This is a genomic window from Actinomadura decatromicini (assembly GCF_008121305.1).
GTDB classification, from domain to species: domain Bacteria; phylum Actinomycetota; class Actinomycetes; order Streptosporangiales; family Streptosporangiaceae; genus Spirillospora; species Spirillospora syzygii.
In genome coordinates this window covers 637,910-664,115 of the sequence record NZ_VSRQ01000001.1, presented here as the reverse complement: position 1 = coordinate 664,115, position 26,206 = coordinate 637,910, and the positions used below count along the sequence as shown (strand labels likewise).

At 74.3% G+C, this 26,206-nt stretch carries 16 protein-coding genes; 11 read left to right on the top strand and 5 right to left on the bottom strand.

Annotated elements, in window-relative coordinates:
* Nucleotides 1-83 precede the first annotated feature (83 nt).
* Entirely contained in the window at nt 84-1,292 is a 1,209-nt protein-coding gene (locus FXF68_RS02545) for an acyl-CoA dehydrogenase family protein (RefSeq protein ID WP_148757265.1), read from the bottom strand.
* Nucleotides 1,285-2,625 (bottom strand): imidazolonepropionase, encoded by a 1,341-nt coding sequence (hutI, locus tag FXF68_RS02540; RefSeq protein WP_148757264.1) that lies wholly within the window; start codon nt 2,623-2,625, stop codon nt 1,285-1,287. The genes FXF68_RS02545 and hutI overlap by 8 nt, the downstream gene beginning before the upstream one ends.
* 148 nt (nt 2,626-2,773) lie before the next feature.
* On the opposite strand from hutI, the gene FXF68_RS02535 reads away from it, so the two are divergent.
* From FXF68_RS02535 to FXF68_RS02500, 8 genes are all read left to right on the top strand, one after another.
* Nucleotides 2,774-3,478 (top strand): IclR family transcriptional regulator, encoded by a 705-nt coding sequence (locus FXF68_RS02535; RefSeq protein ID WP_187437678.1) that lies wholly within the window; start codon nt 2,774-2,776, stop codon nt 3,476-3,478.
* Between the two features lie 19 nt (nt 3,479-3,497).
* A complete protein-coding gene (locus FXF68_RS02530; RefSeq protein WP_148757262.1) occupies nt 3,498-4,277 on the top strand; it encodes a hypothetical protein in 780 nt (259 codons plus the stop codon).
* On the top strand, nt 4,270-5,103 hold the full coding sequence (locus FXF68_RS02525) for an alpha/beta fold hydrolase (RefSeq protein WP_148757261.1): 834 nt from the start codon (nt 4,270-4,272) through the stop codon (nt 5,101-5,103). Before FXF68_RS02530 ends, FXF68_RS02525 begins: the two co-directional genes overlap by 8 nt.
* On the top strand, nt 5,100-6,266 hold the full coding sequence (locus FXF68_RS02520) for a thiolase domain-containing protein (RefSeq protein WP_148757260.1): 1,167 nt from the start codon (nt 5,100-5,102) through the stop codon (nt 6,264-6,266). The genes FXF68_RS02525 and FXF68_RS02520 overlap by 4 nt, the downstream gene beginning before the upstream one ends.
* Nucleotides 6,263-6,724, top strand: coding sequence for a Zn-ribbon domain-containing OB-fold protein (locus tag FXF68_RS02515; RefSeq protein ID WP_222869776.1), 462 nt, complete (start codon nt 6,263-6,265; stop codon nt 6,722-6,724). Before FXF68_RS02520 ends, FXF68_RS02515 begins: the two co-directional genes overlap by 4 nt.
* Nucleotides 6,725-6,898: 174 nt before the next feature.
* Nucleotides 6,899-7,447, top strand: coding sequence for a hypothetical protein (locus tag FXF68_RS02510; RefSeq protein ID WP_148757259.1), 549 nt, complete (start codon nt 6,899-6,901; stop codon nt 7,445-7,447).
* 90 nt (nt 7,448-7,537) lie between these two features.
* On the top strand, nt 7,538-8,149 hold the full coding sequence (locus tag FXF68_RS02505) for a class F sortase (protein ID WP_148758161.1): 612 nt from the start codon (nt 7,538-7,540) through the stop codon (nt 8,147-8,149).
* 76 nt (nt 8,150-8,225) lie between these two features.
* The gene (locus tag FXF68_RS02500) at nt 8,226-9,731 is read left to right on the top strand and encodes an amidohydrolase (RefSeq protein ID WP_148757258.1); all 1,506 of its coding nucleotides are present in this window, start codon (nt 8,226-8,228) and stop codon (nt 9,729-9,731) included.
* Here the strand turns inward: FXF68_RS02500 and FXF68_RS02495 are convergent.
* Both FXF68_RS02495 and FXF68_RS02490 read right to left on the bottom strand, forming a co-directional pair.
* Entirely contained in the window at nt 9,709-10,140 is a 432-nt protein-coding gene (locus FXF68_RS02495) for a hypothetical protein (protein WP_187412129.1), read from the bottom strand. The genes FXF68_RS02500 and FXF68_RS02495 overlap by 23 nt on opposite strands.
* Before the next feature lie 2 nt (nt 10,141-10,142).
* Nucleotides 10,143-10,541: a rhodanese-like domain-containing protein gene (locus FXF68_RS02490; RefSeq protein WP_148757257.1), complete on the bottom strand. Its 399-nt coding sequence runs from the start codon at nt 10,539-10,541 to the stop codon at nt 10,143-10,145.
* Between the two features lie 100 nt (nt 10,542-10,641).
* Here FXF68_RS02490 and FXF68_RS02485 point away from each other — a divergent pair, with 100 nt between their 5' ends.
* The 3 genes from FXF68_RS02485 (at nt 10,642) to FXF68_RS02475 (ending at nt 16,122) form a co-directional block, all read left to right on the top strand.
* Nucleotides 10,642-13,077 (top strand): ATP-binding protein, encoded by a 2,436-nt coding sequence (locus tag FXF68_RS02485; RefSeq protein WP_148757256.1) that lies wholly within the window; start codon nt 10,642-10,644, stop codon nt 13,075-13,077.
* A gap of 161 nt (nt 13,078-13,238) precedes the next feature.
* The gene (locus FXF68_RS02480) at nt 13,239-15,275 is read left to right on the top strand and encodes a phosphocholine-specific phospholipase C (protein WP_148757255.1); all 2,037 of its coding nucleotides are present in this window, start codon (nt 13,239-13,241) and stop codon (nt 15,273-15,275) included.
* A gap of 34 nt (nt 15,276-15,309) precedes the next feature.
* Nucleotides 15,310-16,122, top strand: a complete 813-nt coding sequence (locus FXF68_RS02475; protein ID WP_187437677.1) for a class I SAM-dependent methyltransferase — start codon at nt 15,310-15,312, stop codon at nt 16,120-16,122.
* 1 nt (nt 16,123) lies between these two features.
* Here the strand turns inward: FXF68_RS02475 and FXF68_RS02470 are convergent, their stop codons facing one another.
* Complete coding sequence (locus tag FXF68_RS02470) at nt 16,124-26,200, bottom strand: Tc toxin subunit A-related protein (RefSeq protein WP_148757254.1); 10,077 nt, start codon at nt 26,198-26,200, stop codon at nt 16,124-16,126.
* Between the last annotated feature and the right edge of the window lie 6 nt (nt 26,201-26,206).

Genomic DNA, 26,206 nt, shown 5'->3' with positions numbered 1-26,206 from the left:
GGGGAGTGTCGGTGGGTGTTTAAGAGGGGTGTTCAAAGAGGGGGTGTTTAAAGGGGAGTGGGAACCGGTGCCGCTCGTGGCGGCTACACCACGGTCCCGTGCCGGTCGTGCTGCCTGGCCAGCAGTTTCGCGACGGTGAGCAGTTGGATCTGCGAGGTGCCCTCGTAGATCCGGAAGATCCGGCAGTCCCGGTAGAGACGCTCGATCTCGCTTTCCTTCACGAATCCGTAGCCGCCGTGGATTTGGAGTGCCTTGTCGACGGATTGGAAGCAGTTCTCGCTCGCGACGTATTTGGCGAGCGAACCGGCCCGCCGGACGTCCTCGTCCCGGTCGCGGAGGGCCGCCGCGTGGTAGGCGTGCAGCCGCCCGGACTGGACGAGCGCGTCGATCTCCGCGAGCAGCATCTGGATCGCCTGCAGCTCGCGGATCGGACGGCCGAACTGGACCCGCGCCGCCGCGTACCCGGCGGCGAGGTCGAGGGCGCGCATCGCGACCCCGTTCGCCAGCGCCGCCACGTCGATGCGGGCGCTGTTGAGCACCTCCAGCGCGATGCGCCCGCCGCCGCCCGGCTCGCCGAGCACGGCGTCCGCGCCGACCCGGACGTCGTCGAACGCGACCTCGTAGGCGTGCTCGCCGCGCAGGCCGAGCTTCTCGATGGGTGCGGAGAAGCCGACGCCGTCCGCCCCGGTGGGGACGAGGAACGCGGTGATGCCCCGGATGCCCGCGCCGGGGTCGGTCATGGCGAACACGGTGAGGGCGTCCGACTCGCGGGCGTTGCTGATGAACGTCTTGGTGCCGGTGATCGTCCAGCCGTCCAGGCCGTTCCGGGCGGCGTGGGGGGTCGTTTCCCCACGGAAGTACGGCCCGGGGGTCGCGCGGGTCCGGATGCGGGAGATGTCGGAGCCCGCGTCGGGCTCGGTGAGGGCGAAGGCGACCCGGAACGTCCCGGCGGCGAGGCCCGGCAGGTACCGCTCGCGCTGGCCGGACGACCCGAACTGGCGCAGCGTCTCCATGCCGAGGTAGTGGCCCGCGAACACCGACCCGAGGGAGGCGTCGGCGTAGGCGATCTCCTCCATCGCGAGGACCTGGGTCGTCATGTCCAGGCCGAGTCCGCCGAGTTCCTCGGGGACGGTGATCCCCATGAGGCCCATCTCGGCGAGCCGCGCGAACAGCTCGGCCGGGTACTCGGCGGCGGCGTCGCGGTGCGCCGCGCCCGGCATGACCTCCCTGCGGCAGAACTCCCGCAGGGTGTCGCGGAGGTCCCGCGTCTGGTCGTCGAGCGGCTCAAGCATCGCCGTCCTCCCGCCGGGCCGGGGCGCGCACGGCGCCGTCCTTGATCACCGAGGCCACGAGGTTGGCGCCGAACCGGTTGACGACGTGCTCGTGGGACGGAACGTTCCAGATCACGACGTCCGCCCGTTTGCCCGCCTCCAGGCTGCCGATGTCGGCGTCCCGGCCGAGCGAGACCGCGGCGTTGATCGTGCTCATGTGCCACACCTCGCCGTAGCCGAGCCGGTAGAGCCGCGCCGCGAGCTGCAGGACGGCCTGCATCGACAGGTTCGGACTGCTGCCCGGGTTGTAGTCGGTCGCGAGCGCCACCAGCGCGCCGGAGTCGACGAGCCGCCGGTACCGCTCGGCCAGCCGCGGGCGGCGCGGATCCGACCAGCCGTCCCCGCCGGGGCCGGGGACCATGTCCATCAGGTGGTAGCTGACGCCGGGCAGCAGTGTCGCGACCGTGTCCGAGTCGGCGAACATCCCGATCGCCCGGTCGGTGACGTGCTCCAGGTGGTCGGCGGACGCGGCGCCCGCCTCCACCGCCGTCTCCGTGCCCTCGCCGTGGCCGGTCTGGTCGGCGTGGAACCGCAGCCGGTAGCCGTGCTCGTCCGCGGCGCGGGCGATCTTCATGCACTCGGCGGGGGTGAAGCCCACCGGGTCGCAGGTCACGTCGCAGAACTCGGCCAGGTGGCGTACCTCGCCCAGCTGCGCGATGACGTCGTCCACGTGTGCGTCGCGCGGCGTTCCCGGGGGCGGGACGTGCGCGCCTAGGAACGTTCCGACGACGTCCACCGGATGGTCGAGGGCCGCGATCACCTGGAGCAGCCGCCGCTCGGCCGCCGCCGTCAGCCCGTACCCGGACTTCGCCTCGGCGGTGGTCGTGCCGTGCGCCAGCATCGTGTCGAGCCGGGACAGCGCGCCGTCGCGCAGCCGCTCGAACCCGGCCGCGCCGGTCGTGCGGGCGGTGCGCCCGATGCCCGAGGCGAGCGAGCCGCCCGGCGTGCCGAGCACCTTGCGCCCCCACTCCTCGTGCCGGAATCCGTCGTGGACGAGGTGGGTGTGCGTGTCCACGAAGCCGGGCGTGACGAGCCGTCCGGCGGCGTCGAGCACCTCGCGTCCGGTGTGCCGCGCGAGCACCTCGGCGGACGGGCCGACCGCCACGATGCGGCCGCCGTCGATCGCGAGCGCGCCGTCGGCGATGCGCTCCGGACGGCCGAGCTCCGCACCGCGGACGCCCCGCCCGGACGGCGGCCGGCACGTCAGCACCTCGGCCGCGTGGGCGATCACGAGATCGACCTCAACCGGTGTCTTCTGGCTGGACAGCCCGCCGCTCATCTGCAACCCTGTCATCTAGTAAAAATCGAAGGTCACTAGATGAAAGCATATGGTCGGGGGCGAGGCAAGCACTCGGCGCAAGACGACCATCCGGCCGACCGCCCCGCCGACCACCGCAGATCACGGCCCAGAACACGGCTCAGACGACATGGAGGACCAGAGGGTGTCGACAGAGAACGGGCGGGTGCCGACGCGCACCGTGGAGCGGGCTCTCACGCTGCTGGTGGAGGTCGCGACCAACGACGGCCTCGGCCTGGTGGACCTCGCGCGGCGGGTCAACCTGTCTCCCGCGACCGCGTCCCGGCTGCTGCGCACGCTGGAGGCGACGGAGTTCGTCCGGCGCGACGGCGACGGCGCCTACCACGGCGCCAGCAGGCTGATCCAGGTGGCGGTGACGTCGATGAGCAGCGTCCCGCTGTACCGGCTCGCCGAGCCGCATCTCGCCGCGCTCCGCGACGAGGTCGGGGAGAGCTCCTACCTCGGCGTCGGCGGTCCGCAGGACACCGTGCTGTACGCGCGGATGGCCGAGAGCGGCAAGTCGATCCGGCACAGCGGGTGGCTCGGCCGGACCGTCCCGCTGAAGGACACCGCGATCGGCACCGCGCTGCGCGGCCGCTGCGGCGACCTCGGCTATGTCAGCGCGAGCCACACGCTGGAGGACGGCGTGACGGCGATCGCGGCGACCGTCCGCTGGCCGGACGGCAGCCCCGCCGCCGCGCTCAGCGTCGTCGGCCCGACGTACCGGATCCCCGACGAGCAGGTGCGCGCGATCGGGGAGCGCGTCGCGGCGCACGCCCAGGCCCTGTCCCGCGAACTCGGCATGCCGGACCTCGACGCCGGCGCGGCGTCGCGCCCGGCCGATCGCTAGCGAAGGAAGAGAGGACCTGATGGCCGACCCTGCCGGAATGGCGGTGGGCGCGCGTTCGCGCAGCGCCCGCCATGTCGCGGAGGCCCGCGACGCCGCGGCGTACCCCGCCGAACTGTCGGTTCTGCTGCGCCTGCTGGACGAGGTGCGCCCGTCCGGCGGCGCGGAGCTCGTCTCGCTGCGCTGGGACCGGCGGCCCCCGCCGGATTCCCCCGGCGACGGCGCGGGCCTGCGGCTGGAGGCGACCGTCACGCGGCGGGTGCCGGACGCGGAGGGCGCGACCATCCACCAGTCGGTGCGCGTCCTCGACGACCACGACCGCGAGCGGTGCCGCTCGACGGTGGCCTGGAGCGCGCCCGTCGAGCTGAGCCGGACCGAGGCCGCCGCGTGGAAGGACGCCGACTTCGCGTCCGTCCGGTGGGGCGAGCGGCTGCGCGACCGGCTCGCCGCCGACCCGCGCTTCGCCGCCGCCACGCGCGGCTTCGACGGGGCGATCGCGTTCGCCGTGCCCGACCGGCAGGTGCACTTCCGGATCTACCGGGGGACGGTGATCGACGTCGCGCGCAAGTCCCTCGACGGCGCGACGTTCGCGGTCGAGGGCGCGGACCTCGCGTGGGTCGAGCTGCTCGGCGCCGCGTCCAACGACTTCATCCGCCGGACGAGCGACGGGCACTTCCGCGTCCAGGGCAGCGGCTACCAGTACCTTCGCATGATCAAGGCGGTCATGATCATGATCGACCAGGCCCGCGCGCTCGCGCGCGGCGCGACCCCGGACACCAGCTTGGAGGCGACCGGTGCATGACGCCGAGTACCTGGAGTTCGACGGGCGGCTGGCGTTCGTCGAGACCTGGCCGGGCCACCGCCCGACCGTGCTGTGCGTCCACACGGCGGGGCAGAGCGGCGTGCAGTACCGGCACGTCGCGCCCGGCCTGGCGGAGCTGGGCTTCGGGGTGGTCGTCGCCGACCTGCCCGGGCACGGCCGGTCCGAGCCCGCGCCGGGCGGGCCGATCAGCGACCTGTCCTGGTACGCGGAGTGGTGCGTGCGGCTGATCGCGAAACTCGGTTTGGAGCGGCCGTACCTGCTCGGCTGCTCGATCGGCGGGAGCATCGCGCTGGACGTCGCCACCCGCCTCCCCGGCGATCAGTTGTCCGGCGTCGTGGCGCTGGACCCGTCCGGGGTGCTCGGCAGCGACGGCGGGCCGCCGCCGTCCCCGCTGCTGGAGGACGCCGCGTCCCCGAGCATGCGCGACCGCACCTACTTCGGGACGATCGAGGCGTGCGGCAAGTCCGTCCCGGCCGAGCGGGCGGAGCTGATCGCGCAGATGCACTGCCGGGAGGACTGGCACATCACCGTCAGCGACATCCACGGCGCGCTCACCCACGACATCCGCGCGGAGCTGGCCCGGATCACCTGCCCGGTGCGGATCCTCACCGGCGAGGACGACTACTTCGTCCCGCCGAGCCGGGTGCGGCGCGTCGCGGACCTCGTCCCGCACGCCGCGTTCGAGGTGATGCCGGGCGTCGGGCACTACCCGATGGAGGAGATCCCCGACTTCGCGGAGCGCTTCGACCGCTGGGTGCGGGAGTTCGAGCCCGCCGCCGCCGAGCTGGACGGGGCCGCCCCGTGACGATCCGTGGCAAGGCGTTCGTCGTCGGCGCGTACGAGCATCCCCGCCGCGACATCCCCGACCTGTCGGTGGCGGAGATCCACGCCGAGGTGGCGCTCGCGGCGCTGGCCGATGCCGGGCTGGCGCCGTCCGACGTGGACGCCTACTTCTGCGACTCCGACGCCCCCGGCGTGGGGCCGCTGTCGATGTCGGAGTACCTGGGCCTGCGCTGCCGGTACCTCGACACGACCGAGACGGGCGGCGCGTCCTACCTCTCGCACGTCGGGCACGCCGCCGCGGCGATCACGGCCGGGAAGTGCCGGGTGGCGCTGGTCGTGATGGGCGGACGGCCGCGCACGCTGCGGCTCGCCGCCGGACCGAACCTGTCGGGGGCGCCGGAGACCGACTACGAGACGCACTGGGGGATCACCGACACCGTTCACAACTACGCGCTGGCCGCCATGCGGCACATGCACGAGTTCGGGACGACGAGCCGCCAGCTCGCCGAGGTGAAGGTGGCCGCGTCGCTGCACGCGCGGCACAACCCGAACGCGTTCCTGCGCAAGGCCGTCACCGTGGAGGACGTGCTGTCCTCGCCGATGATCAGCGACCCGCTGCACCGGCTGGACTGCTGCGTCATGACCGACGGCGGCGGCGCGGTCGTCGTCGCGAGCGCGGAGGTCGCGCGGCGGCTGCCGCGCCGGTCGGTCGCCGTCCTCGGACACGGCGAGGCGGCGAAGGGCACCGGCACGGGACGGCCCGACCTGAGCCACACGGCGGCGGTGTGGTCGGGACCGGCGGCGTTCGCCGAGTCCGGGGTGACGCCCGGCGACGTCGACTACGCCTCGATCTACGACTCCTTCACCATCACCGCCCTGATGGCGCTGGAGGACCTCGGGTTCTGCGAGAAGGGCGAGGGCGGACGGTTCGTCGAGGACGGCGCGCTCGTCGCCCCGCACGGACGGCTGCCCATGAACACCGACGGCGGCGGGCTGTGCAACAACCAGCCCGACAACCGGGGAGGGATGGCGCGGATGATCGAGGCGGTCCGCCAGTTGCGCGGCGAGGCCGCGCCGGAGGTGCAGGTGCCCGACTGCCGTATCGCCGTGGTGCACGGCTCGGGCGGACGGCTCGCAACGCGCAGCTCGGCGGCCACCCTCGTCCTCGGCCGGGAGGACGCGTGAGCACGCCGCAAGAAGGCGCGGGCACGTCGCTGCCCCGAGCGGACTTCACCCCGTCCGGCGCGGACGAGACGTTCTGGGCCGCGACCGCCGAGGGGCGGCTGCTGCTGTCCCGCTGCGAGTCGTGCGCGACGATCGTCTGGTATCCGCGGCCGTTCTGCCCGCGCTGCGGCGGGCGCGGCATCACGTGGTTCGCGGCGTCGGGCGAGGCGACCGTCTACACCTACACGGTGGTGCGGAAGGCGCGCGGCGAATACCGCGAGCTCACCCCGTACGTCGTGGCCTACGTCGAGCTGGCCGAGGGGCCCCGGATCCTCACGAACATCGTCGGCTGCGACCCGGCCGAGGTGCGGATCGGCCAGCGGGTGACGCTCGTCTTCGACCCGTCCGCCCCTAACGGGGACGGGGAGGGGGAGGGCGAGGTGCGGGCCCGGCTCTACCGGTTCCGGCCGAGCGGCTGAAATGTGACGGCTATCACTCCAACTTTCCGTCGCGAATTCCGATCATGACCGTTTCGATCCGGCCCGGAAATTCCGCGAACAAAACAAGGGCGGCGCCCATCGTATGAAGGCATAAGAGGGCACGGGTTCACGAGCTGAAAGTCGAGTAAGCCACCGTGTCGTAACGGAGTGGACATGCGATTCGGAAAGGCGACCGTCTTCGGTCTCGTCGTCGGCGCCATGACGGTCGGGCTCGCCGCCCCCGCGATGGCGGACACCGGCGACGTGGTCGTCCAGCCGAAGCAGGCCCGTCCCGGCGACAAGGTGACCGTCGTGGGGAAGAAGTGCGTGACCGACGGTGAGGCGGGCTCGCTCGCGTTCGTGGGCGGGGCCGTCCCGCTGAACGGCGCCGAGGAGGTCGACGGCCGGTCCGGCCTCGCCACCATCAAGACGGACACCGTGCCCGGCACCTACACGGTGCAGGTCAGGTGCGGCGGCCACCGCTCGGTCGGCGAGGTCGTGGTCCTCGAGAGGAAGGCGCCGCCGAAGACCCAGCAGCCGACCACGCCGCCGATCCACCCGACCGCGAAGGCCACCCCGCAGGGCGGGCCCGCGACGGGCTTCGGCGGCGGGAGCGGCGGCAGCGGCGGCACGGCGCTGCTGGCGGGCGGCGGGGTCCTGCTGCTCGGCGGGTTCGGACTCGGCGCCCTGGCCGTCCGCCGGCGCGGCGGCGCGGCCGCGTAATGGCGGATTTCCGGTGGCCGTCCTTTCCGGGCGGCCACCGGAGCCATTCCTGAGGTGTCGGCGATTCTCCGTGGGCGGGTGAAAGGGATCATGCGCGGGGTGTGGGTTCTGGCGGCCGTTCTGGTGGCGGCCGGTCTCGTCCTGGTGGGGCTCGGGCTGCGCGGCCCGGACGGTCCGCCGCAGCCGCCCGCGTGGGCGGCGCAGACCCGTACGGTCGACCATCGCGGCCCGGTGCTGGCTCGGTCGCTGCCCGTCGAGGTGGCGATCCCGTCGATCGGCGTCCGGGCGCCGCTGGCCCGGCTGGGGCTGGACGCGGACGGCGCCGTCCAGGTGCCGCCCGCCGGACGTCCGGACGAGGCGGGCTGGTACGACCGGGGCCCCACGCCGGGCGAGCGCGGCGCGGCCGTGATCCTCGGCCATGTCGACTCCGCGAAGGGCGCCGCCGTCTTCTACGACCTCGGACGGCTCCGCCCCGGCGACCGCGTCGAGGTGACGCGCGCCGACGGCACGACCGCCCTGTTCACCGTCGAGTCGGTGGAGCGCGTCCGGAAGGACCGGTTCCCCGCCGAGCGCGTCTACGGCCCGCTCGGCTACCCCGGTCTCAGGCTCGTGACCTGCGGCGGCACGTTCGACCGCGGCAAGCGCAGCTACCGCGACAACATCGTCGTCTTCGCCGCCCGGACGGCCGTCTCCCCGGCCTGAGCCGCCCCGCGCCGGGGGTCGACAAGCCCGCCGGGCTCCTTCACATTGATCATGACCGATATGTGAAGGGTGTGCCATGGACTCCCGTATGACCCGCCGCTCCGCCCTCGTCCTGACCGGAACCGCCGCCGCGGGGACGATCGCCGCCGGACGGCCCGGCGACCACGCCGACCTCCAGGCCGACCCGCAGGCAGGCCCGCGGGCCGACCTCGTCCTGCACTCCGGCGTCGTCTGGACCGGGGACGGCACCGCCGAAGCGGTGGCGGTCCGAGGGAAGCGGATCGTCGCGGTCGGCTCCGACCACCACGTCCTCCGCTGGGCCGGGGACCGCACGCGCCGCGTCGACCTGCGCGGCGCGTTCGTCGGCCCCGGATTCCGGGACCAGCACACGCACCTCATCACGCGGGCGCTGACCGGCGTGGGACCGGAGGCGTACCGGCCGGTCTACAAGCCGTACGACGAGAAGGAGGCGTTCGAGTCGCGCAGGCGCACCGGGCAGCGGCACGTGGAGATCCACGCGCGCGGCGAGACGCCCGTGGACGTTCACGCCCACAGCCCGGTCACCGAGAAGATGAAGAACGACCTCCTCGTCATGCAGGAGGAGGTGGCCAAGCAGGGCGTCACCACGGTCGTCGAGGCGGGCCTGCGCGACCTCGGCGCGCTCGAGGCCCTCTTCGAGCTCGCGGAGGAAGGCAAGCTGAAGGTGCGCTTCCTGGTGCGCGTCGCCTGGGGCTGCATGGAGGAGGCGGCCAAGCTCGGCTGGAAGACCGGCGTGGGCAACGACTGGGTGAAAGTGCTGGGCGTGAAGCTGTATTCGGACGGCTGGCTCGGCCCCCGCACGTCCGCGCTCCGCCGTCCCTACGCCGACGACCCGTACGGCTTCCCGCGCACGGGGATCCTCTTCCTGGAGCAGGAGCGCGCGAACCGCGACGTCGCCCGCGCCCGCGAACTGGGCTTCAACATCACCACCCACGCCATCGGCGACCGCGGGCTCAAGGTGACGCTGAACGCCTACGAGCACAACGAAGTGTCGCCGCGCGACCGGTGGGCGATCGAGCACGTCCAGGTCGTGGAGGACGACCTGCTGGAGCGGATGATCCGGGGCGGCGTGATCGCGAGCATCCAGCTCAGCTTCGCGACGTCCGACCAGCGGTTCGCCGAGCACGCGCTCGGCCGCCACCGGCTGGCCTACGCCTATAGGTGGCGGGACATGCTGCGGGCGCGGCTGCCGATGGTCGGCGGCACCGACTTCGACATCGAGGCGCTCGACCCGATGTGGGGGCTCCAGCGCGTCGTGACCCGCACCGAGTTCGACGGCACCCCGCCCGGCGGCTGGCTGCCCGACCAGCGGCTGGACGTCCCCGCCGCGATGCGGCTGATCACGTCGCGGGCGGCGTTCGCGTCGTTCGAGGAACGCGAGCGCGGCACGGTGAGGCCCGGCAACTACGCCGACCTCGTCGTCCTCAGGGAGAACCCGCTGACGATCCCACCGGACCGGCTCGCGTTCACGACCCGGCTGATGACCGTGGTCAACGGCGGGATCGCGGCCGAGGGACCGGTCAGTTACCCGCCCACGGCATAGGCTCGGCGGGCGGCGCGGTCGGGGCGTCCGCGCCGCCCCCGCAGAGCGGACGGAACCCGGAGCACATCAGCCGCAGCCACGGGATCCGGCCGCGGTCGACCGCGTAGTACACCTGCTGCTCGACCAGGTACAGGACGTCCCCGGTGCGGACGCGCAGCCGGTACGCGAGGTGCTCGCGGTCCGCCATGGCGCCGGTGGTCACCTGGACGAGGGCCTCCACGCGGTCGTCGGGGCCGAACCAGTGGCCGAGGATGATCCCGTCCACGACCTCGACCGACTCCGTCGCCTCCCAGGGTCGGCCGGGGGTCAGGGCCCGGAAGTCGATCCGGGGTTCGAGCAGGGCGAGGAGCGCGCCGCGGTCCTTGCCCGCGACCGCGCGGGCGAACTCCTCGCCGATCCGTCCGTTCATGGTCAGGTGCCCTCCGGCGGCTCGAACGTCACCGGACGGCCCTGCTCCTGCCATGCCGCCAACCCGCCGTCGAGATGGCCGACGTCCGTGTAGCCGAGCTCCTGGAGCGCGAGCGCGGCGAGCGCCGAACGGCCGCCGGACGCGCAGTACAGAATGGTCGGAGTCGCGGGGTCCAGTTCGGCGCCATGGTACGGGCTTGAGGGGTCGGCGCGGAATTCCAGCATTCCGCGCGGCACCTGAACGGCGCCCGGAATATGGCCGTCGCGCGCGACCTCGGCGGGTTCGCGGAGGTCGACCAGCGTCACGCCGCCGCCCTCCAGCGCCAGCGAGACCTCGGCGACCGTGAGGTTCCGAACCCGCGCGCGGGCGTGGGCGATCATATCGGTGACGGAAGTTCCCATCGGGTTTCCTTTCCGGAGACCATTCGCGGGGTGCTCCGCCATTCCACGCCCCCGGACGGGGGCGGCGCATCCGTGCTCAGTACGGAATTCGGGAGGCGCGATGAGCGGGGCCATGCCGGGAGAGCTGCGGGACGCCGGGGTCACCCGCCGGGAGGCCGAGGTGTTCTGGCTGGTCGGCGACCGGCTCGGCAACCGGGAGATCGCCGACCGGCTGCGGCTGTCGGAGCGGACGGTGGAGAGCCACGTGTCGGCGCTGCTCCGCAAGTTCGGCGCGGACACGCGGAAGGCGCTGGTCGAGCGGGCCGGGCGGCTGCGGCTCCGGGACCGCGCGCTGCCGCTGCCGCTGTCGTCCTTCGTCGGCCGGGAACGCGAACTCGGCGAGCTGGCCGGGCTCGTCGCGAAGCACCGGCTCGTGACGCTCACCGGCCCGGCCGGGATCGGCAAGACCCGCGTGGCGCTGCACCTGGCGCACCTGACGGCGGCGCTCCCGCGCGCCATCCTGGTCGACCTGGCCTCGGTGCCGCCCGGACATCCGGTGGAACGCTCCTTCGCGGACGCGCTCGGCGTGGAGGGCGGCGGCCGGGAGATCGGGCCGCTGATCCGGGCCGCGGTACGGGCGCGGCCGTGCTGGCTCGTCGTCGACAACTGCGAGCACGTCACGGCGGCGACGGCGGCGCTGGTCGCCGGGCTGCTGGCCGAGGCGGGGGAGCTGCGCGTCCTCGCGACCGGGCACGGGCCGCTCGGCGTGGCGGGGGAGGTGGTGTACGAGATCCCGCCGCTGTCGTCCGGGGCGGCGGACGACGACGCCGAAGCCGTCCTCGCCGCGCCCGCCGTCCGGCTGTTCCTCGACCGCGCGACGGCCGCCGCGCCCGGCTTCACCGGCACTCCGGCGGACGCCGCCCGGATCGCGCAGATCTGCCGGGGCCTGGACGGCCTGCCGCTCGCCATCGAACTCGCCGCCGCCCGGATCAGGGCGTTCACCCCCGCCGAGCTGCTCGACCGGCTGGACGACCGGTTCGCGCTGCTGACCGGAGGGGCGCGTCCCGGCCGGCACCGGACCCTGGAGGAGGCGCTGCGCTGGAGCCACGACCTCCTCGACGCCGACGAGCGGCTGCTCCTCGAACGCTGCTCGGTGTTCCCGCACGAGTTCGACTACGACACCGCGACCAAGGTGCTGGCCTGGCCGCCGCTGACCGAGGACGACCTCGCGCGGGTCTTCCCCCGGCTGCTCGACCGGTCGCTCGTCGCGCTGCGCCGCGGCGGCGACACCACCCGGTACCGGCTGCTCGACAGCGTCCGCCGGTTCGCGCGGCGCGGGCTCGCCGAGCGCGGCGAGGACGCCGAGGCCCGCGACCGGCACGCCCGCCACCACCTGGAGCACGCCGTGGCGCTCGTCCCCGACCTGCGCGGCCGGGACCAGCGCGCCGCGCTGCGCTGGTTCGACCACCGGTGGACCGACCTGCGGACGGCCGTCCGCCGCACCCTCGACGCCGGTGACACCGCCGCCGCCTGGCGGTTCCTCGCCGGGATCGGCACCGGCTGGGAGGTGCTCGGCGCGCGCGGCGAGCTGTTCGACTGGCTGGAGGCGCTGCTCGGCCGTCCGCTTCCGGACGGCGCGGCGGGCGCGCGTGCCGCCGTCGCCTGCTGCGTCCTGTTCTGCTACCAGGACACCGGGCGGGCCCGCGAGTTCGCCGCCCTGGCGTCGGCCCGCGCCGTGGACGAGGAGGACCGCGCGCTCGCCGACCTCGTCCTCGGCTGGACGGCGATCCACGGCAGCGACCGCGACGCGGCGGCCGAGCACCTGGAACGCGCCGTCGCGGGCTTCGCGCGGCTGGGCGACGACTGGCACCGGGCGCTGCTCCTGTCGCTGCTCGGGCTCAACGCGGCCGACACGCGGACGTCGGTGGAGCGGCAGAGCGCCGCCGCCGACCTGTTCGGACGCCTCGGCGACCACGTCAAACGCGCCAACTGCCTCAACCACATGGCCCACACGGTCATCCAGGACGGAACCCGCCTCGACGAGGCCCGCGCCTGGCTGGACGAGGCCGCCGAGCTCGCCCTGCGCGCCGGGAACGAGCACGAGCGCCTGCACGCCGAGCTGCACCGGACGAGCCTCGCCCGGCACCGCGCCGACCACGCGGCGGCGGAGGCCGGGTTCACCGAGCTGCTGCCCGAGTTCCTACGGATCGGCGACCTGCGCTGCGCGACCCGCTGCCACTTCGGCCTCGGCCTGACCGCCGCCGCGACCGGCGACCACGCGCGGGCGCGGACGCTGCTGCGCGCGGGCGCCGCCACCGGCCTCGCCACCCGCGACCAGCGCCTCATCGGGACGGGCCTGCGGCTGCTCGCCGGGACCGAGCACGCGCTCGGTCGTCCCGTCCGCGCCGCCGAACTCCTCGCCGCCGCGCCGGAGGCCGCGCCGGACGACCCGCTCCCTGCCGCGCTGCGAACCGAACTGGGCGAGGCGGCGTTCGCGGCGGCCACGGCCACCGGGCGGCGGACGCCCGTCCCCCGCCTCCTGGACGCGCCGAGCTGACGACCGCCCACGCAGCGGTTCGACTGGGACTTCGACTGGGACCGGTAGGCGCGAGAGCTTCGGCGGGCGTTCCGGCCGCGTATACGCGTCCGCCATCGGCGGCCATGACGATCTGTCGGGATTCGGACGCCCCGAACCGTCTCGTCGCCGGGAGGCACGGTATGAGCGAGGTCAGCCGCCGGAGGTTCCTGCAATTGGCCGGGGGGATGACGGCGCTCTCCGCGCTGCCCCAGAGCATCGCGCGAGCGGTCGAGATCCCGGCGGCCCGCCGTACCGGCACCCTCCGCGACGTGGAGCACATCGTCGTCCTGATGCAGGAGAACCGCTCGTTCGACCACTATCTCGGGACGCTCGCGGGCGTGCGCGGCCTCGGCGACCCCCGGCCGGTCGTCCGGCCCGACGGGAAGCCGATCTTCCACCAGCCGGACGGGACGGCCGACGTCCTGCCCTTCCACCCCGAGGTGGACGACCTCGGAATGCGCTACCTGTACGGCCTTCCGCACGGCCGGAACGACGGGCACCAGGCGTTCAACAACGGCAAGTACGACCGGTGGATCGCGGCGAAGTCGAAATACACGATGGCCTATCTCGACCGGGACGACATCCCGTTCCACTTCGCGCTGGCCGACGCCTTCACCGTCTGCGACGCCTACCACTGCTCCTATCTCGGCGCGACCGACCCGAACCGCTACTACATGCTCACCGGCCACACCGGAAACGACGGTACGGGCGGCGGTCCGGTCCTCGGCAACGAGGAGAAGGGGTACGGGTGGACCACCTATCCGGAGCGCCTGGAGAAGGCGGGCGTCTCCTGGAAGGTCTACCAGGACGAGGGAACCGGCCTGGACGCCAACGGCAGCTGGGGCTGGACCGACGACGCCTTCATCGGCAATTACGGCGACAACTCCCTGCTGTACTTCGACAACTACCGCAACGCACGTCCCGGCGACCCGCTCTACGAGAAGGCGCGCACCGGCACCAAGGCCGCCAAGGGCGAAAGCTACTTCGCCATTCTCGAAGACGACGTGAAGAAGGGAAGGCTCCCGCAGATCTCCTGGATTCCCGCGCCGGAGGCGTACAGCGAGCACTCCAACTGGCCGTCCAACTACGGCGCCTGGTACATCGCCAGGGTCCTGGACGCGCTGACCGCGAACCCCGAGGTCTGGAGCCGGACCGCGCTGATCGTCACCTACGACGAGAACGACGGCTTCTTCGACCACGTCGTCCCGCCGTACCCGCCGCTGCCCGGCACCGCGAGCGCGTCCACCGCCGAGACCGCCACGGAGTACTTCCCCGGCGGCGGCGGATACGTGGCCGGGCCGTACGGGCTCGGCCCGCGCGTGCCGACGTTCGTCGTCTCGCCGTGGAGCAAGGGCGGCTGGGTCTGCTCGCAGACCTTCGACCACACCTCGATCCTCCAGTTCATGGAACGCCGCTTCGGGGTGCGCGAACCTAACATCTCGCCCTGGCGCCGCGCCGTCTGCGGTGACCTGACCAGCGCGTTCGACTTCTCCCACGCGCAGCCGCGGCCCGCCGGGCTGCCCGGCACCGACGGCTACCTCCCGCCGGACCGCGACCGGCACACCACCTTCTACCCGGCGATTCCCGGCACCGCGCAGCCGCTCAGGCAGGAGCGCGGCCGCCGCTACACCCGTCCGCTGCCGTACGCCCTGGACATCGCCGACACGTTCGCGGCGGGCCGCGTCACCCTGCGGTTCGCCGCGGCGGGCAAGGCGGGCGCGTGCTTCTACGTCACCGCCGCCGGGCAGGACCCGCGCACCTACACGGTCGAGCCCGGCCGCGTCCTCACCGGGACGTGGACCGGCGACGCCTACGACATCTCCGCGCACGGCCCGAACGGCTTCCACCGCCGCTTCGCCGGACGGACGGACACCCCGCTCACCGTCGAAGCGCATGTCGAGAACGACTGGATCCGGCTGGCGCTGGTCAACAAGAGCGCGAAGCCGGTCGAATTCACGGTTGGCGACGGATACGGCGACGGGCACGGGGCCCGGCCCAAGAAGATCAGGGTCCGGCCGGGCGGGCGCGCGAACCACCGCGTGCCGACCGCGCGCAGTTCGCACTGGTACGACCTCACCGTCACCTGCGACGCCGACGCCGCCTTCGTCCGCCGCCTGGCCGGTCACCTGGAGACCGGTCGCCCCGGCCTCACCGACCCGGCCGTCAAAACCCGCTAACTCCGGGAGCCGCCGCCGACCTATTCTCGCCCCCATGACCGAACCCGATCACCACGCCGTCAACAAGGCGCTCTGGGACGAGCTGGTCCCCATACACGTCGCCAGCGACTTCTACGACGTGCCGGGCTTCAAGGCGGGCAACCAGACGCTGCGGGACTTCGAGCTGGACGAGGTCGGCGACGTCAACGGCCGCAGCCTCGTCCACCTGCAATGCCATTTCGGATTGGACACCCTCTCCTGGGCCCGCCAGGGCGCCGAGGTCACCGGGCTGGACTTCTCCGGGAAGGCCGTCGAGGCGGCCCGCGCGGTGGCCGAGGCGGCGGGGCTCCCCGCGCGTTTCGTCACGTCCGACGTCTACGACGCGGCGGCCGCCCTCGGGGAGACCTACGACATCGTCTACACGGGCCTCGGCGCTCTGTGCTGGCTGCCCGACCTCGACCGCTGGGCCGACGTCGTCGCGTCGCTGCTGCGCCCCGGCGGGTTCCTCTATCTCGCCGAATTCCATCCTTTCGCCGACACCCTCGACGACGCGGAAGGCCGGACGGTCGTCCTCGACTATTTCCTCGACGGCCCGCGGATCTGGGACGAGCCCGAGACCGGCAGTTACGCCGACCCGGACACGCCCGTCCAGAACAGCCGGTCGGTCGAGTTCGTCCACGGGCTGGGCGAGGTCGTCTCGGCCCTCACCGGCGCCGGGCTCCGCATCGAATTCCTCCACGAGCACGACTACACGCTCTGGCAGCGGTTCGCCGTGCTGGAACGGCACGGCACCGTTTACCGCCTTCCCGAAGGCCACCCCCGGCTGCCGCTGATGTATTCGATCCGGGCCACGAAACCCTCTCCCTGATCTAGTGCCTCCCGGCGTGTTGTTCGGTCGTGTAGGTGCAGAGGAGGTGAAGCGCGGTGATGCCGACCGGGAGGTCCGGGAAGACCAGTTCGGCGGACGGGTGCGGCCGCACCGCAAGATCCGTGTCGACGACGCCGTGGAAAAGGCACGGCCATTCCGCGCTCGCCACACAGTCGACCGGGACGCCGGAGCAGGAGCACGGCTCGTCCGGACGGTGCCCGTGATGGGCGTGGAACACGGCGGGCAGGAGGGACCGGCAGCCCGGCTCGTCCAGCTCCGCGAACAGCTCGACCCGGGTGACGCGCAGGTCGCACCCGCCGGGGACGTACGGGAACAGCTCCCGGGTGAGCCGCAGCGGCAGCCGGTGCCCCGGCCGCTGGAGGCGGTGCCAGTCGTCGGGCAGGTCGCGCCGGACGTCCACGAGCCGCACCCCGGCGCCGGGGAGGCGGTGCGCGGCGGCGGCGCGGGCGGCGGCGCGCAGGACGTCGCCGCCCTCCCGTGACGTGTAGTTGAGCAGCATGACGACATCGCTGACGCTGGCGAGCGGGAACCGGTTGTCCTCCGGCGGCAGCTCGACGCGCCACCGGCTGACCGCGCCGCGGAACTCGAACGGCAGATACCGCTCGTCGCGGAAGTTCAGCTCGAACATCCCCGAGTCGTTCTGCCCGCTGGACGTGGCGATGGCCTCCGTCGCGTCGTAGGCGTGGACGATCCGCGGATCGTCCGGCCCGGCGTCGTATCCCGACACCGGCGCGGCCCCCGAGGCGCAGCACTCGCCGGACGCGCACGGGCAGGCGCGCGGCGTCCCCCCGCCCGGGCACCGGCACGCGACCGGGGCGCCGGGCGGCCGGGCGGCGTCGCAGCACGGGGCGGGCGCCTCGCGCAGGGACGGGTCGACGCGCGTCCGGCTGCTGAGCAGGGTCAGGCGGCAGTTGACGCTCGTGTACGGCCCGACGACGCACGGGATCGTCAGCGTGACATTCCTGATCCGCCGCATGTAATGGCCGGGATGGTCGAGGTCGAGGAGCCATTCCGGGATCTCGATCTCGCAGTACCCGGTCTGCTGGAGCTGGAGGAACGCCACCGGGAACTCGGCGCGCAGCGACAGATGGCGGGCCAGCTCGTACTCGCGGCAGTTCTCCTCGACGTAGGCGGTCTCGATCTCGCGCAGCGCCAGGTGCAGGCGGTCACCGGCGAGGAGCCCCTCGCGCAGCGTGTCCCAGCCGGGGGAGGGCAGCTCGGGCGCCGGGGTGCCGCGCTCGTGGACGAACGCCCGCCGCGCCCGCCGGGCGAGCCGCAGCGCGAGGTCGTAGTGCCGCCGGTGCAGCGCCGCCGTCTCGCGTTGCAGGTGCAGGTACAGCTCGGCGCTGGAGAACCGGTCGCGCAGGTAGTCCTGGACCTCGCGGGTGTTCTCGATCTGCCGCTCCTGGACCTCCAGGTCGCGGAGCGCCGCGTCCCGGTGCCGCTCGGCCGCGAGGATCTGCCGCTCGATCTGCTGCAGCTCGACGCCGATCACCTGGACCTGGTGGCGCCACTCGTCCTCGCGGCGCTGCCAGCCGCCCTCGGTCAGGCTGAGGCCGCCGGTCGTGTTCGCGTTCTCCGCGACCTGGGCGAGGATCCGCGCGGCCGTGCTGAACCCCGCCGCGAGCTTGTTGCCCAGCGGGAACTGGTTGAACTGGAGCGGGGTGCCCGCGATCCCGGCGACGCCGAGCCAGAAGTCGGGCGTCATGCCGAGGCCCTGCGCGACGGCCTCGGAGACGTTGCCCGCGATCCGCGACGCCGTCGACACCACGGTCATCGCCTCGTACCCCAGCTCGCCCGCGTTGTTGCCCGCCCGGAGCAGCGCCTGGTTGTAGGCCAGCCGGGTCAGCGCGCCCTGCTTGGTCTTCTCCAGCGCCTGCACCTGCCAGTCGGCCTCCCGCCACTGGAGCTGCCGCGTCCGCAGGCCCAGCTCGGCGAGCTGCCGCTCGTGCGCCGTGCGAAGTGAGGCGAGGGCCTCGGCGTCCCCCTTCTCGTAGGCGTTGAGCAGGGACGCGCCGAGCCCGCGGACCTCGGACGCGAGGTCGAGGGCCTTCTGCATCAGGTAGGTGAACCGGTACGGGCCGATCGGGCCGTGGCAGGCCGTCCCGTCGCAGCCGTCCGCGCACGGGTCGGCCGGGTCGGCGGTCACGTCCGGGCCGCGGCGCAGCCGGTGCGCGTCGATGTCGTGCCGGACGAGCGCGAGCCGGTCGCCGACCCGCTCGTACAGGGCGAGCAGGCGGGGGTTCAGCGGGGCGGGCCGCGGCACGAAGTCCGCGAGCCCGACGTGCGCGGCGCCGGGCTCGCCGGAGACCCGGCGCGGCGACGGGCCGAGCAGCCGGGCCAGCGCGTCGAACAGGACGCGGGCCTGCCGCGCGCTCTCCAGGTCGCCGCGCGCGAACGCGGCGTCCGCGGCCTGCGCGAGCGTCTCCGCGAAGGACAGCAGGACGTCCCGGCGGCGTACCGCGTCGCCGTCGGAGTCGCCCGGACGCCACGTGTTGTCGGCGTCCAGCGGCCGGTACGCGAGGCCGTACCAGGCGAGCGCCGCCTCGTGGCGGCCGTGCGCGCGCAGCGCGCCCGCGACGGCCGTCGCGACCGGGAACGGCGACAGCGGCAGCAGCGGCGCTCCCGGCGGGCGCATCGTGAAGTACGGGTAGGCGGCCATCCCGCCGGGCAGCGGGATGGCGGGCGTGTCGGGCGCGGTGACCAGGGGCAGGACGACCGCGTCGTCCAGGGGCAGGTCGTAGCGGAAACCCGGCGCCGTCGGGTCGGTGTGGCCGACCGGCGGCGTGGCGTCGGGGACGGAGAAGCGGAGGGTGTCGTCCGTGCGGCCCTCGAACACGAGCCGCGCGACGCCCCGGCCGGGGCGCAGCCGCACCGCCTCGGCGCTGCGCCGCGGCGGCTCGAACCGCCCGTCCCGGACCCGGCACCAGTGCAGGTGCGCGACCCGCGCCGGAGGCCAGAGCAGCAGGCCGGGCAGCTTGTCGCGGCGGTGCCAGTCGGACGTCTGGTCCACCGGGTGCTCCGGCGTCGAGACGACGACCCCGGCGTCGGCGTCCCGCGCCGGGTCCGCCTCGTCGTACCCGGTGGCGGCGACGAGCCAGAAGTAGTACTCGTCGATCCCCTCTTCGGGACGGTCGTCGGCGCAGTCCCGGCAGCAGCCCGCGGCGTGCCCGTACGGCATGAGGTGCGCCGACGCGGGCGGGATCCCCGCCGCCGCGACCCGGACGAACGCGACGCCGAGCGTCATCGCCGCCGTCAGCCACAGCGGCAGGTCCCGCCCCTGCGCGGCCGGTACGACCTCGGTCGAGACGTCATGCGCGGGTGCTTCGCCGGGCGCGGCGGCGACGGTCGCGGCGGGCAGCGCGACCGGCGCGAGCCACGACGGCTGCGCGGACGGCACCGGCCCGCCGAGCAGCCCGAGCCCCTCCGGCGCGGGCGTCAGCAGCCGCTCCACGGCGAGCGTCGCGTCCTGGACGAGCGTGAGCGACGGATGCTCCGGCGGACGGGCCGCGCGCCACCAGGCCAGCCCGCCCGGCACCGGGACGGTCAACTCGTCCTCGCGGAGCCGCGCGTCCAGCATCCGGAACGCCTCCGACCGGCGGGCCTCGCGCAGGTCGTCCCACTCGATCCAGTTCTCCGGGTACGCCTCGCGCCGCGCGCACGCGCGCCACTGCGCGAACGTCGCGAACCGGTTGCGCCACAGCTTGCGAAGCCCGTAGGGAATGGTCAGCGACGGTTCGAGGCCGAGCAGCGCGCGCTGCACGAACGCCTGGACGGCGGCGGCGCCGTCCTCGATCCGGGTGACGCGCTGGCCGGGGCCCGCCCCGACGTCCTGGAGGAGCAGGTCGGACAGGTCGCCGGGCGCGGCGGCGAACCGTCCCGGACCGGACAGGTAGGCGAGCAGGGCGTGGCGGGCGCGCTCGCGCAGCCCGTCGTTCAGCCGCTGGAGGTCGGTGTAGCGGCGCGGCCGTCCGTTCTCGATGAAGGCGTCCTCGACGAACCGGACGAGGTCGGCGGCGCCGGGCCGGGGCGGCGTCCCGACCGGCGCGGCGGGGTCGTCGGCCGCCCACAGGTAGGGGTGGGCGGCGCCGATGTCGCGCGGGACGAGACGCTCCGTGATCCGGTCCAGGAGCCGCGAGGCGAGCCAGGCGCGGATCGCCCAGCGCTCGTCCTCCAGGTCGTGCGGGCCGAGCCGGTACGGGTCGGGCGGGACGTCCAGGTACACGCTGACGAGGGGCGCGTGCCGGGCGTCGACGCCGAGGTGGCGCAGCATGTTGACCGGGTCGTCCGGCTGCTGCTCGGTCACCTCGGCGAACAGGATCCAGACGGGGCGCTCGCGCGCCGTCCGGGTGTCGCGCCGCAGGTCGCAGTAGTCGTAGAGGCGTTCCCACACGTCGAAGAGCGCGGCCTGCCGGGGCCGTCCGGGACGCGAGCGCTGGTCGACGACGGCGTCGGTGAGGTACGGGTCGCCGACGGGCACCAGGTCGGTGGAGAGCCAGGCGCGGTGCGTGCCGAACGCCGCCGCCCCGGTGCGCGGGTGGGACGTGCCCGTGAACGTCGCGCCGTGCGCGAGCAGGTACCCCAGCTCGGACTGCCGGTATCCCACCACCGGCCGCGCGGACAGCCCGAACCGCCGCGCCACCAGCAGGGCCTTGAACGCGCGCTGGTAGGTGCGCCGGATGTCGCGCAGGCTGCTCGTGTAGAGGCCGTTCAGCCACGCGGCGGCGTTCTCGCCGGGGCGGATGGGGGAGGACGTCCGCCCGGCCGCGTCCAGGGTCGGGTTGCGGACGACGCCGTCGCCGAGCGTCGCGTCCTTCGCCGGGCGGAACAGCCGGTCGAACGGGAGGGTGGTGACCGCGTCGCCGGTGTCGGGCCCCGCGTAGGCGAACCGGAACCCGGTGCGCGCGGCCCCGGTGTCGGCGCGGCTCGCGAACCGGGGCTCGTCCTGCTCGGCCTCGATCGTGATCTCGTAGGCGCCGCGCCGCAGCCGCAGCGGCCCCGACCGGTGGCCGGGCGCCTCGTCGCCGGGCAGCCCGTGGTTCAGGACGGTCCACACCCGCTGGCCCCGGCGCAGGACGACGCGCCAGCGCCGTCCCTCGCACCAGTCCCCATGCTCATGGTGCCCGTGCTCGTCGTTGTCGGGGGCGTGGCCCGCGTGGAAGCGGTACGTGCCGTCGTGCTCCACCAGCAGGGCACCCTCCCAGCGCGCCGTGAACGGCTCCGCGCCGCCGAGCGGTTCGCCGGTCGCGTCCAGCAGGGCGAGGCCGTTCCGGACGCTGACGTACCGCTCCTGCTCGTCGGTCAGCTCCAGGTCCATCGCCGGGAGGACGGTCGGCACCGGCGCGTTCGTCGCGTTCCGGACGTCCCCGAACGGGTCGAGCGGCCCGCGCACCTCCCGCCAGCGCAGCGCGGCACGCGGCTCGTCAGGGCGGAACTCACCGACGAGGCCCGTCCCGCGGAGGCCGAGCAGCGCGGCGAACGCGCCCGCGCCCGGACGCCACGGGTAGGTGACGTCCGGCGGGGCGCCGGAGTCGTCCTCCCAGGGGGCGAGGCCGAAGTTCTCGTCCGCCCACAGGCCGCGCAGGATCAGCCACGCCGCCTCGTCCGCGCCGTCGGAATCGCCGTCGGTCGCGGCGGCGACGTGCCGGGCGAGATGCCCGGCGACGACGTGCGCGCGCCGCGTGAACAGCGCGTACGCCTTCTGGAACAGCGCGAACCGGGAGTCGTCGTCCCCTTCCTGGACGAGCGACTCGATGGCCTGCACCGGGTTCTCGAACAGCGCGGCGAACGGCGCCCACGCGGCGCGCGGCGCGAAGTACAGGTCGCGGACCGCGCGCCGCTCGACCGGGTTGAGCGGACGCATCCGCAGCAGCCGTTCGAGGACGTCGGCGTCCCGCAGCGGCAGCAGGCAGTACAGCTCCTCGGCGGCGCGGTCGTAGCCGAAGCCGCCCTCCGGCGGGCCGCCCGCCCACATGTCCGGCGAGGTGTCGGCGGCGGCCAGCGGCACCGCGAACCGGGTCTCGGCGGCGCTCACCGGAATGCCGCGGCGGCGCAGCTCGGCGGCGAAGAAGCGGCGTCCGAGCAGGTCGAGCGGGTCGGGGACGCCGGTCGGCGCGGTGTACCCGAAGTCGGCGCGCAGCGACGCGGCGATCCGCGTCCAGGGCCAGGACGCGGCCTCCTCGTCGGTGACCGCGACGTCGCCGAGGGCGTCGCGGAGCGTCCAGAGCGAGTGCGGGCCCTGGCCGTCGAACGGCTCGGTGTCGCCGAGCATGAGCGGGTCGTCGGCGGCCTCGTTGCGGTCCTGGAGCGGGAACGGGTCGTCGCCGTCGAGGTGGTCGCCGGTCGTGAACAGGAACAGCAGCTCCCCGACCGTGAACGGAGACAGGTACACCTTGAGCAGCACCTCGGCGAACCGCAGGGTCGCGGCGGGCCGGGAGTGCCAGGTGTCGGACGGGGTGTCCGGGTCGAACCCGGCCAGCACCGACAGCGGGTCGAGGTTCGCCGCGATGATCTTGAGGAGTTCCGGGCTGGTCTCAAGGGCCGGGTCGGCGCGTTCGGCGGTCTCCTCGACACCCTCCAAGAGGAGGGCGACGGCGCGCTCCCGTTCGCGGGGCGTGGCGTCGGCCGCCCAGAGGGCGAGCAGCGGCACCCGTCCGAGCGGGCCCGACTCGTCGCCGCCGCCGAGCGGGAGGCGCAGGTCGTCGCACAGCATGAGCAGCGCGGCGAGCTGGCGCGGGAAGTCGGGGTTCACCGCGCCGTCCGCGGTGAACAGGCGCAGGACGTCGTCGACGTCCGCGAGCGTCTGGAACGACAGGCCGCCGCCGCAGCGCGAGCGCAGCGCCCGCCACAGCCGCACGACCAGCATGAGCCGGACGAGCGCCGCCGCCCGGTCCGTGTCGCCCTCGCCGGGGAACCGCGCCCGGTACTCCTCCGGGTCGCACGGCGGGCAGACCGGCAGGCGGCCGTCGCCCTCCTCCCGCCGGCGCCGCGCGATCTTCACCACGTCGAACGGGACGATCCCGCTCCGCTGCAGCTCGGCGAGCTCGCAGTACTCCAGGCCGGTGCGGGCGAGCAGGTCGGGGAGTCGCGCCGCGATCCGCGACCAGTGCGTCCGGCCGACGGTGGCGCGCGGGAACCCGTAGAGCCGCCACCCCGCCGGGATGTCCCCGGACGGCTCCTCGCCGGGCGTGCCCGCGAAGAACATCGCGTACTCGTGCACGGTCAGGCACAGGTATTCGAGCGCCGTCTCCAGCCGGACGGGGTACCGCTGGCGGTGCGCGGCGAAGCCGTCCGGCTCGTGGGCCGGGTCGAGCGCGAACTCGGTGATCCGCTTCCGGAACCGGCGCATGACCTCGTACCGGCTGGTGCCCGCCGCCCGCAGGTAGGAGCGGACGGTGTCGACCCCCTGGTCGTAGGGCAGCGGCGGCGCCCCGGGCTCGGCGCGCAGCGCGGCGTAGGCGGCGGGCAGCGGCGCTGACGGCGCGGAGTGCTCCGGGACGGCCGCGAGCAGCGTGCCCGCGTCGTGCCCGTCCGGGCCGCCGATCCGGTGCCCGCCGACCTCCTCGGACGCGGTGTCGAACACGACGCCGGACGGCGTCCCGCCCGACGCCACCGCCGCCGCGAGATGCTCCAGGCTCTCGTTCACGAGGTCGCCGGACGGGACGGGCGTCGCCAGGTTCGCCGCCGACGCGACCAGCCCGCCGAGCGTCCCGCGCCGGTCGGCGAGGAGGTCCCCGAGGTTCGCCGACTCCTCGGACGGGAACGGGTTCGCGCAGGTGCTCGCCGCCGACAGCCGCAGCAGCTCGCTCAGGTACGCGACCAGCCCGAACGGGGACAGGTGCTCGGGCGGCAGGCAGTCGGTGAGCGTCCCGCGGTTGACGGGGGAGAAGAGGTCCTCGCCGCCCGGCTCGGAGCCCGACCCGCCCGCCGCCTCCTGGATCTCGGGCGCGAACCGGTGGGCGACCGTCCCCTCCAGGGCGTGCTCGAACGCGTCCGGGGTGAGCCCGGCGACCGCCGCGACCGTGGTGAAGCCGCGCGCGTACAGCGCCTCCATCAGCGAGAACCGCAGCTCCGCGGACGGCTCGCCGGGCGCGGCGAACGCGGTCAGGACGTGCAGCGCGTCGATCGCGTCGAGCGCCGCGAGCAGCCACGCCCGCGCGTGCGGGTCGCCGGGGAACACGTCGAGGGCGGCCGACCGCGTCGCGTCCGGGTCGCGCGGCGTGCCCGGCGTGTACGTGCCGCCGCCGTGCGCCGAGTACGCCACCTCGAACGCGGCGAAGACGTTCGGCCTCGGCCGGGGCAGCGCGGACGGCGACTCCTCCGCCGGCGCCTCGCCCGCCGCCGTGGAGAACGGGACGGTCAGGAACTGCCGCAGATGCCGCAGGAACGCGTCGACCCTGTCCTGCGGCGTGCTGGCCGTGCCCGCCTCGGTGAACGGCGGCAGCAGGTCGAGGCGCGGCGGCGCGCCGGGCGGCAGGAACAGCGCGCGCCACCGGTCCTCGGTGACCGCCCGCAGCCCGGCCGCCGTGGTCACCCCGAGGTCGGTGGTGATCGCCGCGATGAGCGGCGCGAACCCGCCGGTCACGGCGTGCAGCAGCAGACTCAGGTACGCGGCCGCGCCCGGCCCGGACGCCGTCGCGGGCACCCAGAGGTCGGCGTCGATGGTCGCGGTCGGGCCGGTGTGCGCGAGCCACGACACGATGAGCGGGCGGACCGCCGCGTCCACCGCGACCTCCGGCGCGGGCGCCGCCGCCTGCCCGATCGCGCGCAGCCGCCGCGCCGCCTGCGCGGGGACGAGCGCGCCGCCCGTCCCGCCGGGCCCGGTCGCGGGCGGCTCGGCGGCGCCGACCACGCCCGCCTCGACCGCCGTCTCGATCGTCACGAGCACCTTGGACTCGGCGTCGGCGCTCGCCATCGCGAACCGCTGCGCCACGTCCACCTGCGGCGGGAGCTGCGCGCCGAGCGCGTAGAAGTAGGCCGCCGGGACGACGAACGGCGGGTCGAGCACCGCGTGCGCCGGGTCGCCGGTGAGCGTGACCGAGACGTGCCGGAGGGTCGTGCCGTCCCCGGCGCCGCGCGGCAGCGGCAGGGTCAGCAGCGCGGCGCGGGCCCCGTCCACCGGCCCCTGCGCCGGGCCGGGACCGGTGAGGTTCTCGCCCGTGCTGAGCCGCTCGCACATCATCGCGGCCCAGACCGCGTACACGTACCCGCTGAGCCGCAGCGCGTTCCCGTCGTGGGTGGCGTAGTAGCCGTCGAGCTCGGCCTCGAACCGGCGGCGGTCGTTGTCGGCGCGGTCCGCGTCGACCGTGACGTCCGGCTGCGGGCTGGTGTACATCTGCGCGAGCGGGCGCGGCTCGGGCGGCGCCGGATGGACCTTCCGGTCCCATTCGATCTCCGCCGCGACGTGCTTGGCCTGGGCGCCGCTGAGCGTGGTGCGCTGCGCGATGGTGCTCCCGTCGGCCGGGTCGAGCGCGAGCACCGCGTTCACGGCCTTGACCAGGGACGCGAAGTCCGGCGGGGTGCCGTCCTCCGGAAGTTCCAGGTGCGCGCCCGCGCCGGACGCGGCGGCGGGCAGCACCGCGTACGCGCTCGGCGGGAGCCCCACCACGTCGGTCAGCAGGATGGGCAGCGCGTCCACGGTCGTGACGACGGCGTTGAAGTCGATCCGCCGGTCGGCGATCGGGGCGCCGTCGCGGGTGAGCTTCAACCGCAGGTCGAAGGACGTGCCCGTCGGGTACTCCGGCCCGGTGGGCGGCGGGTCGACCACGATGACGGCGGTCGCCGCCGCGGCCGGACTGCGGATGGTCGGCGGGGTCGTCGGGGTCGCCCCGGTGTCGATGTAGTGCTGGACGATCGCCGTCCGCGTGAGATCGACGCCGATCTCCGCGACCGAGACCGAGGTGAACACCCCGTGCGCCGACCCGAGGGACCTGCCCTCGGCGGTCGAGCCGAAGCCGAGGTCGAACGCCTCGACGGTCAGCCCCGACAGCGCGGACGTGAACGCCTCGCCGCTCACCGGCCTGGTGGGGCGCAGCCTCACGACGATGAGAGTGGGCATGGGTCC

Bases quoted from the DNA above. Each gene is read 5' to 3' on its own strand.
- FXF68_RS02545 (WP_148757265.1), bottom strand. From the start codon at position 1,292: ATGCTTGAGCCGCTCGACGACCAGACGCGGGACCTCCGCGACACCCTG.
- hutI (WP_148757264.1), bottom strand. From the start codon at position 2,625: ATGACAGGGTTGCAGATGAGCGGCGGGCTGTCCAGCCAGAAGACACCG.
- FXF68_RS02530 (WP_148757262.1), top strand. From the start codon at position 3,498: ATGGCCGACCCTGCCGGAATGGCGGTGGGCGCGCGTTCGCGCAGCGCC.
- FXF68_RS02510 (WP_148757259.1), top strand. From the start codon at position 6,899: ATGCGATTCGGAAAGGCGACCGTCTTCGGTCTCGTCGTCGGCGCCATG.
- FXF68_RS02505 (WP_148758161.1), top strand. From the start codon at position 7,538: ATGCGCGGGGTGTGGGTTCTGGCGGCCGTTCTGGTGGCGGCCGGTCTC.
- FXF68_RS02500 (WP_148757258.1), top strand. From the start codon at position 8,226: ATGGACTCCCGTATGACCCGCCGCTCCGCCCTCGTCCTGACCGGAACC.
- FXF68_RS02495 (WP_187412129.1), bottom strand. From the start codon at position 10,140: ATGAACGGACGGATCGGCGAGGAGTTCGCCCGCGCGGTCGCGGGCAAG.
- FXF68_RS02490 (WP_148757257.1), bottom strand. From the start codon at position 10,541: ATGGGAACTTCCGTCACCGATATGATCGCCCACGCCCGCGCGCGGGTT.
- FXF68_RS02485 (WP_148757256.1), top strand. From the start codon at position 10,642: ATGAGCGGGGCCATGCCGGGAGAGCTGCGGGACGCCGGGGTCACCCGC.
- FXF68_RS02480 (WP_148757255.1), top strand. From the start codon at position 13,239: ATGAGCGAGGTCAGCCGCCGGAGGTTCCTGCAATTGGCCGGGGGGATG.
- FXF68_RS02475 (WP_187437677.1), top strand. From the start codon at position 15,310: ATGACCGAACCCGATCACCACGCCGTCAACAAGGCGCTCTGGGACGAG.
- FXF68_RS02470 (WP_148757254.1), bottom strand. From the start codon at position 26,200: ATGCCCACTCTCATCGTCGTGAGGCTGCGCCCCACCAGGCCGGTGAGC.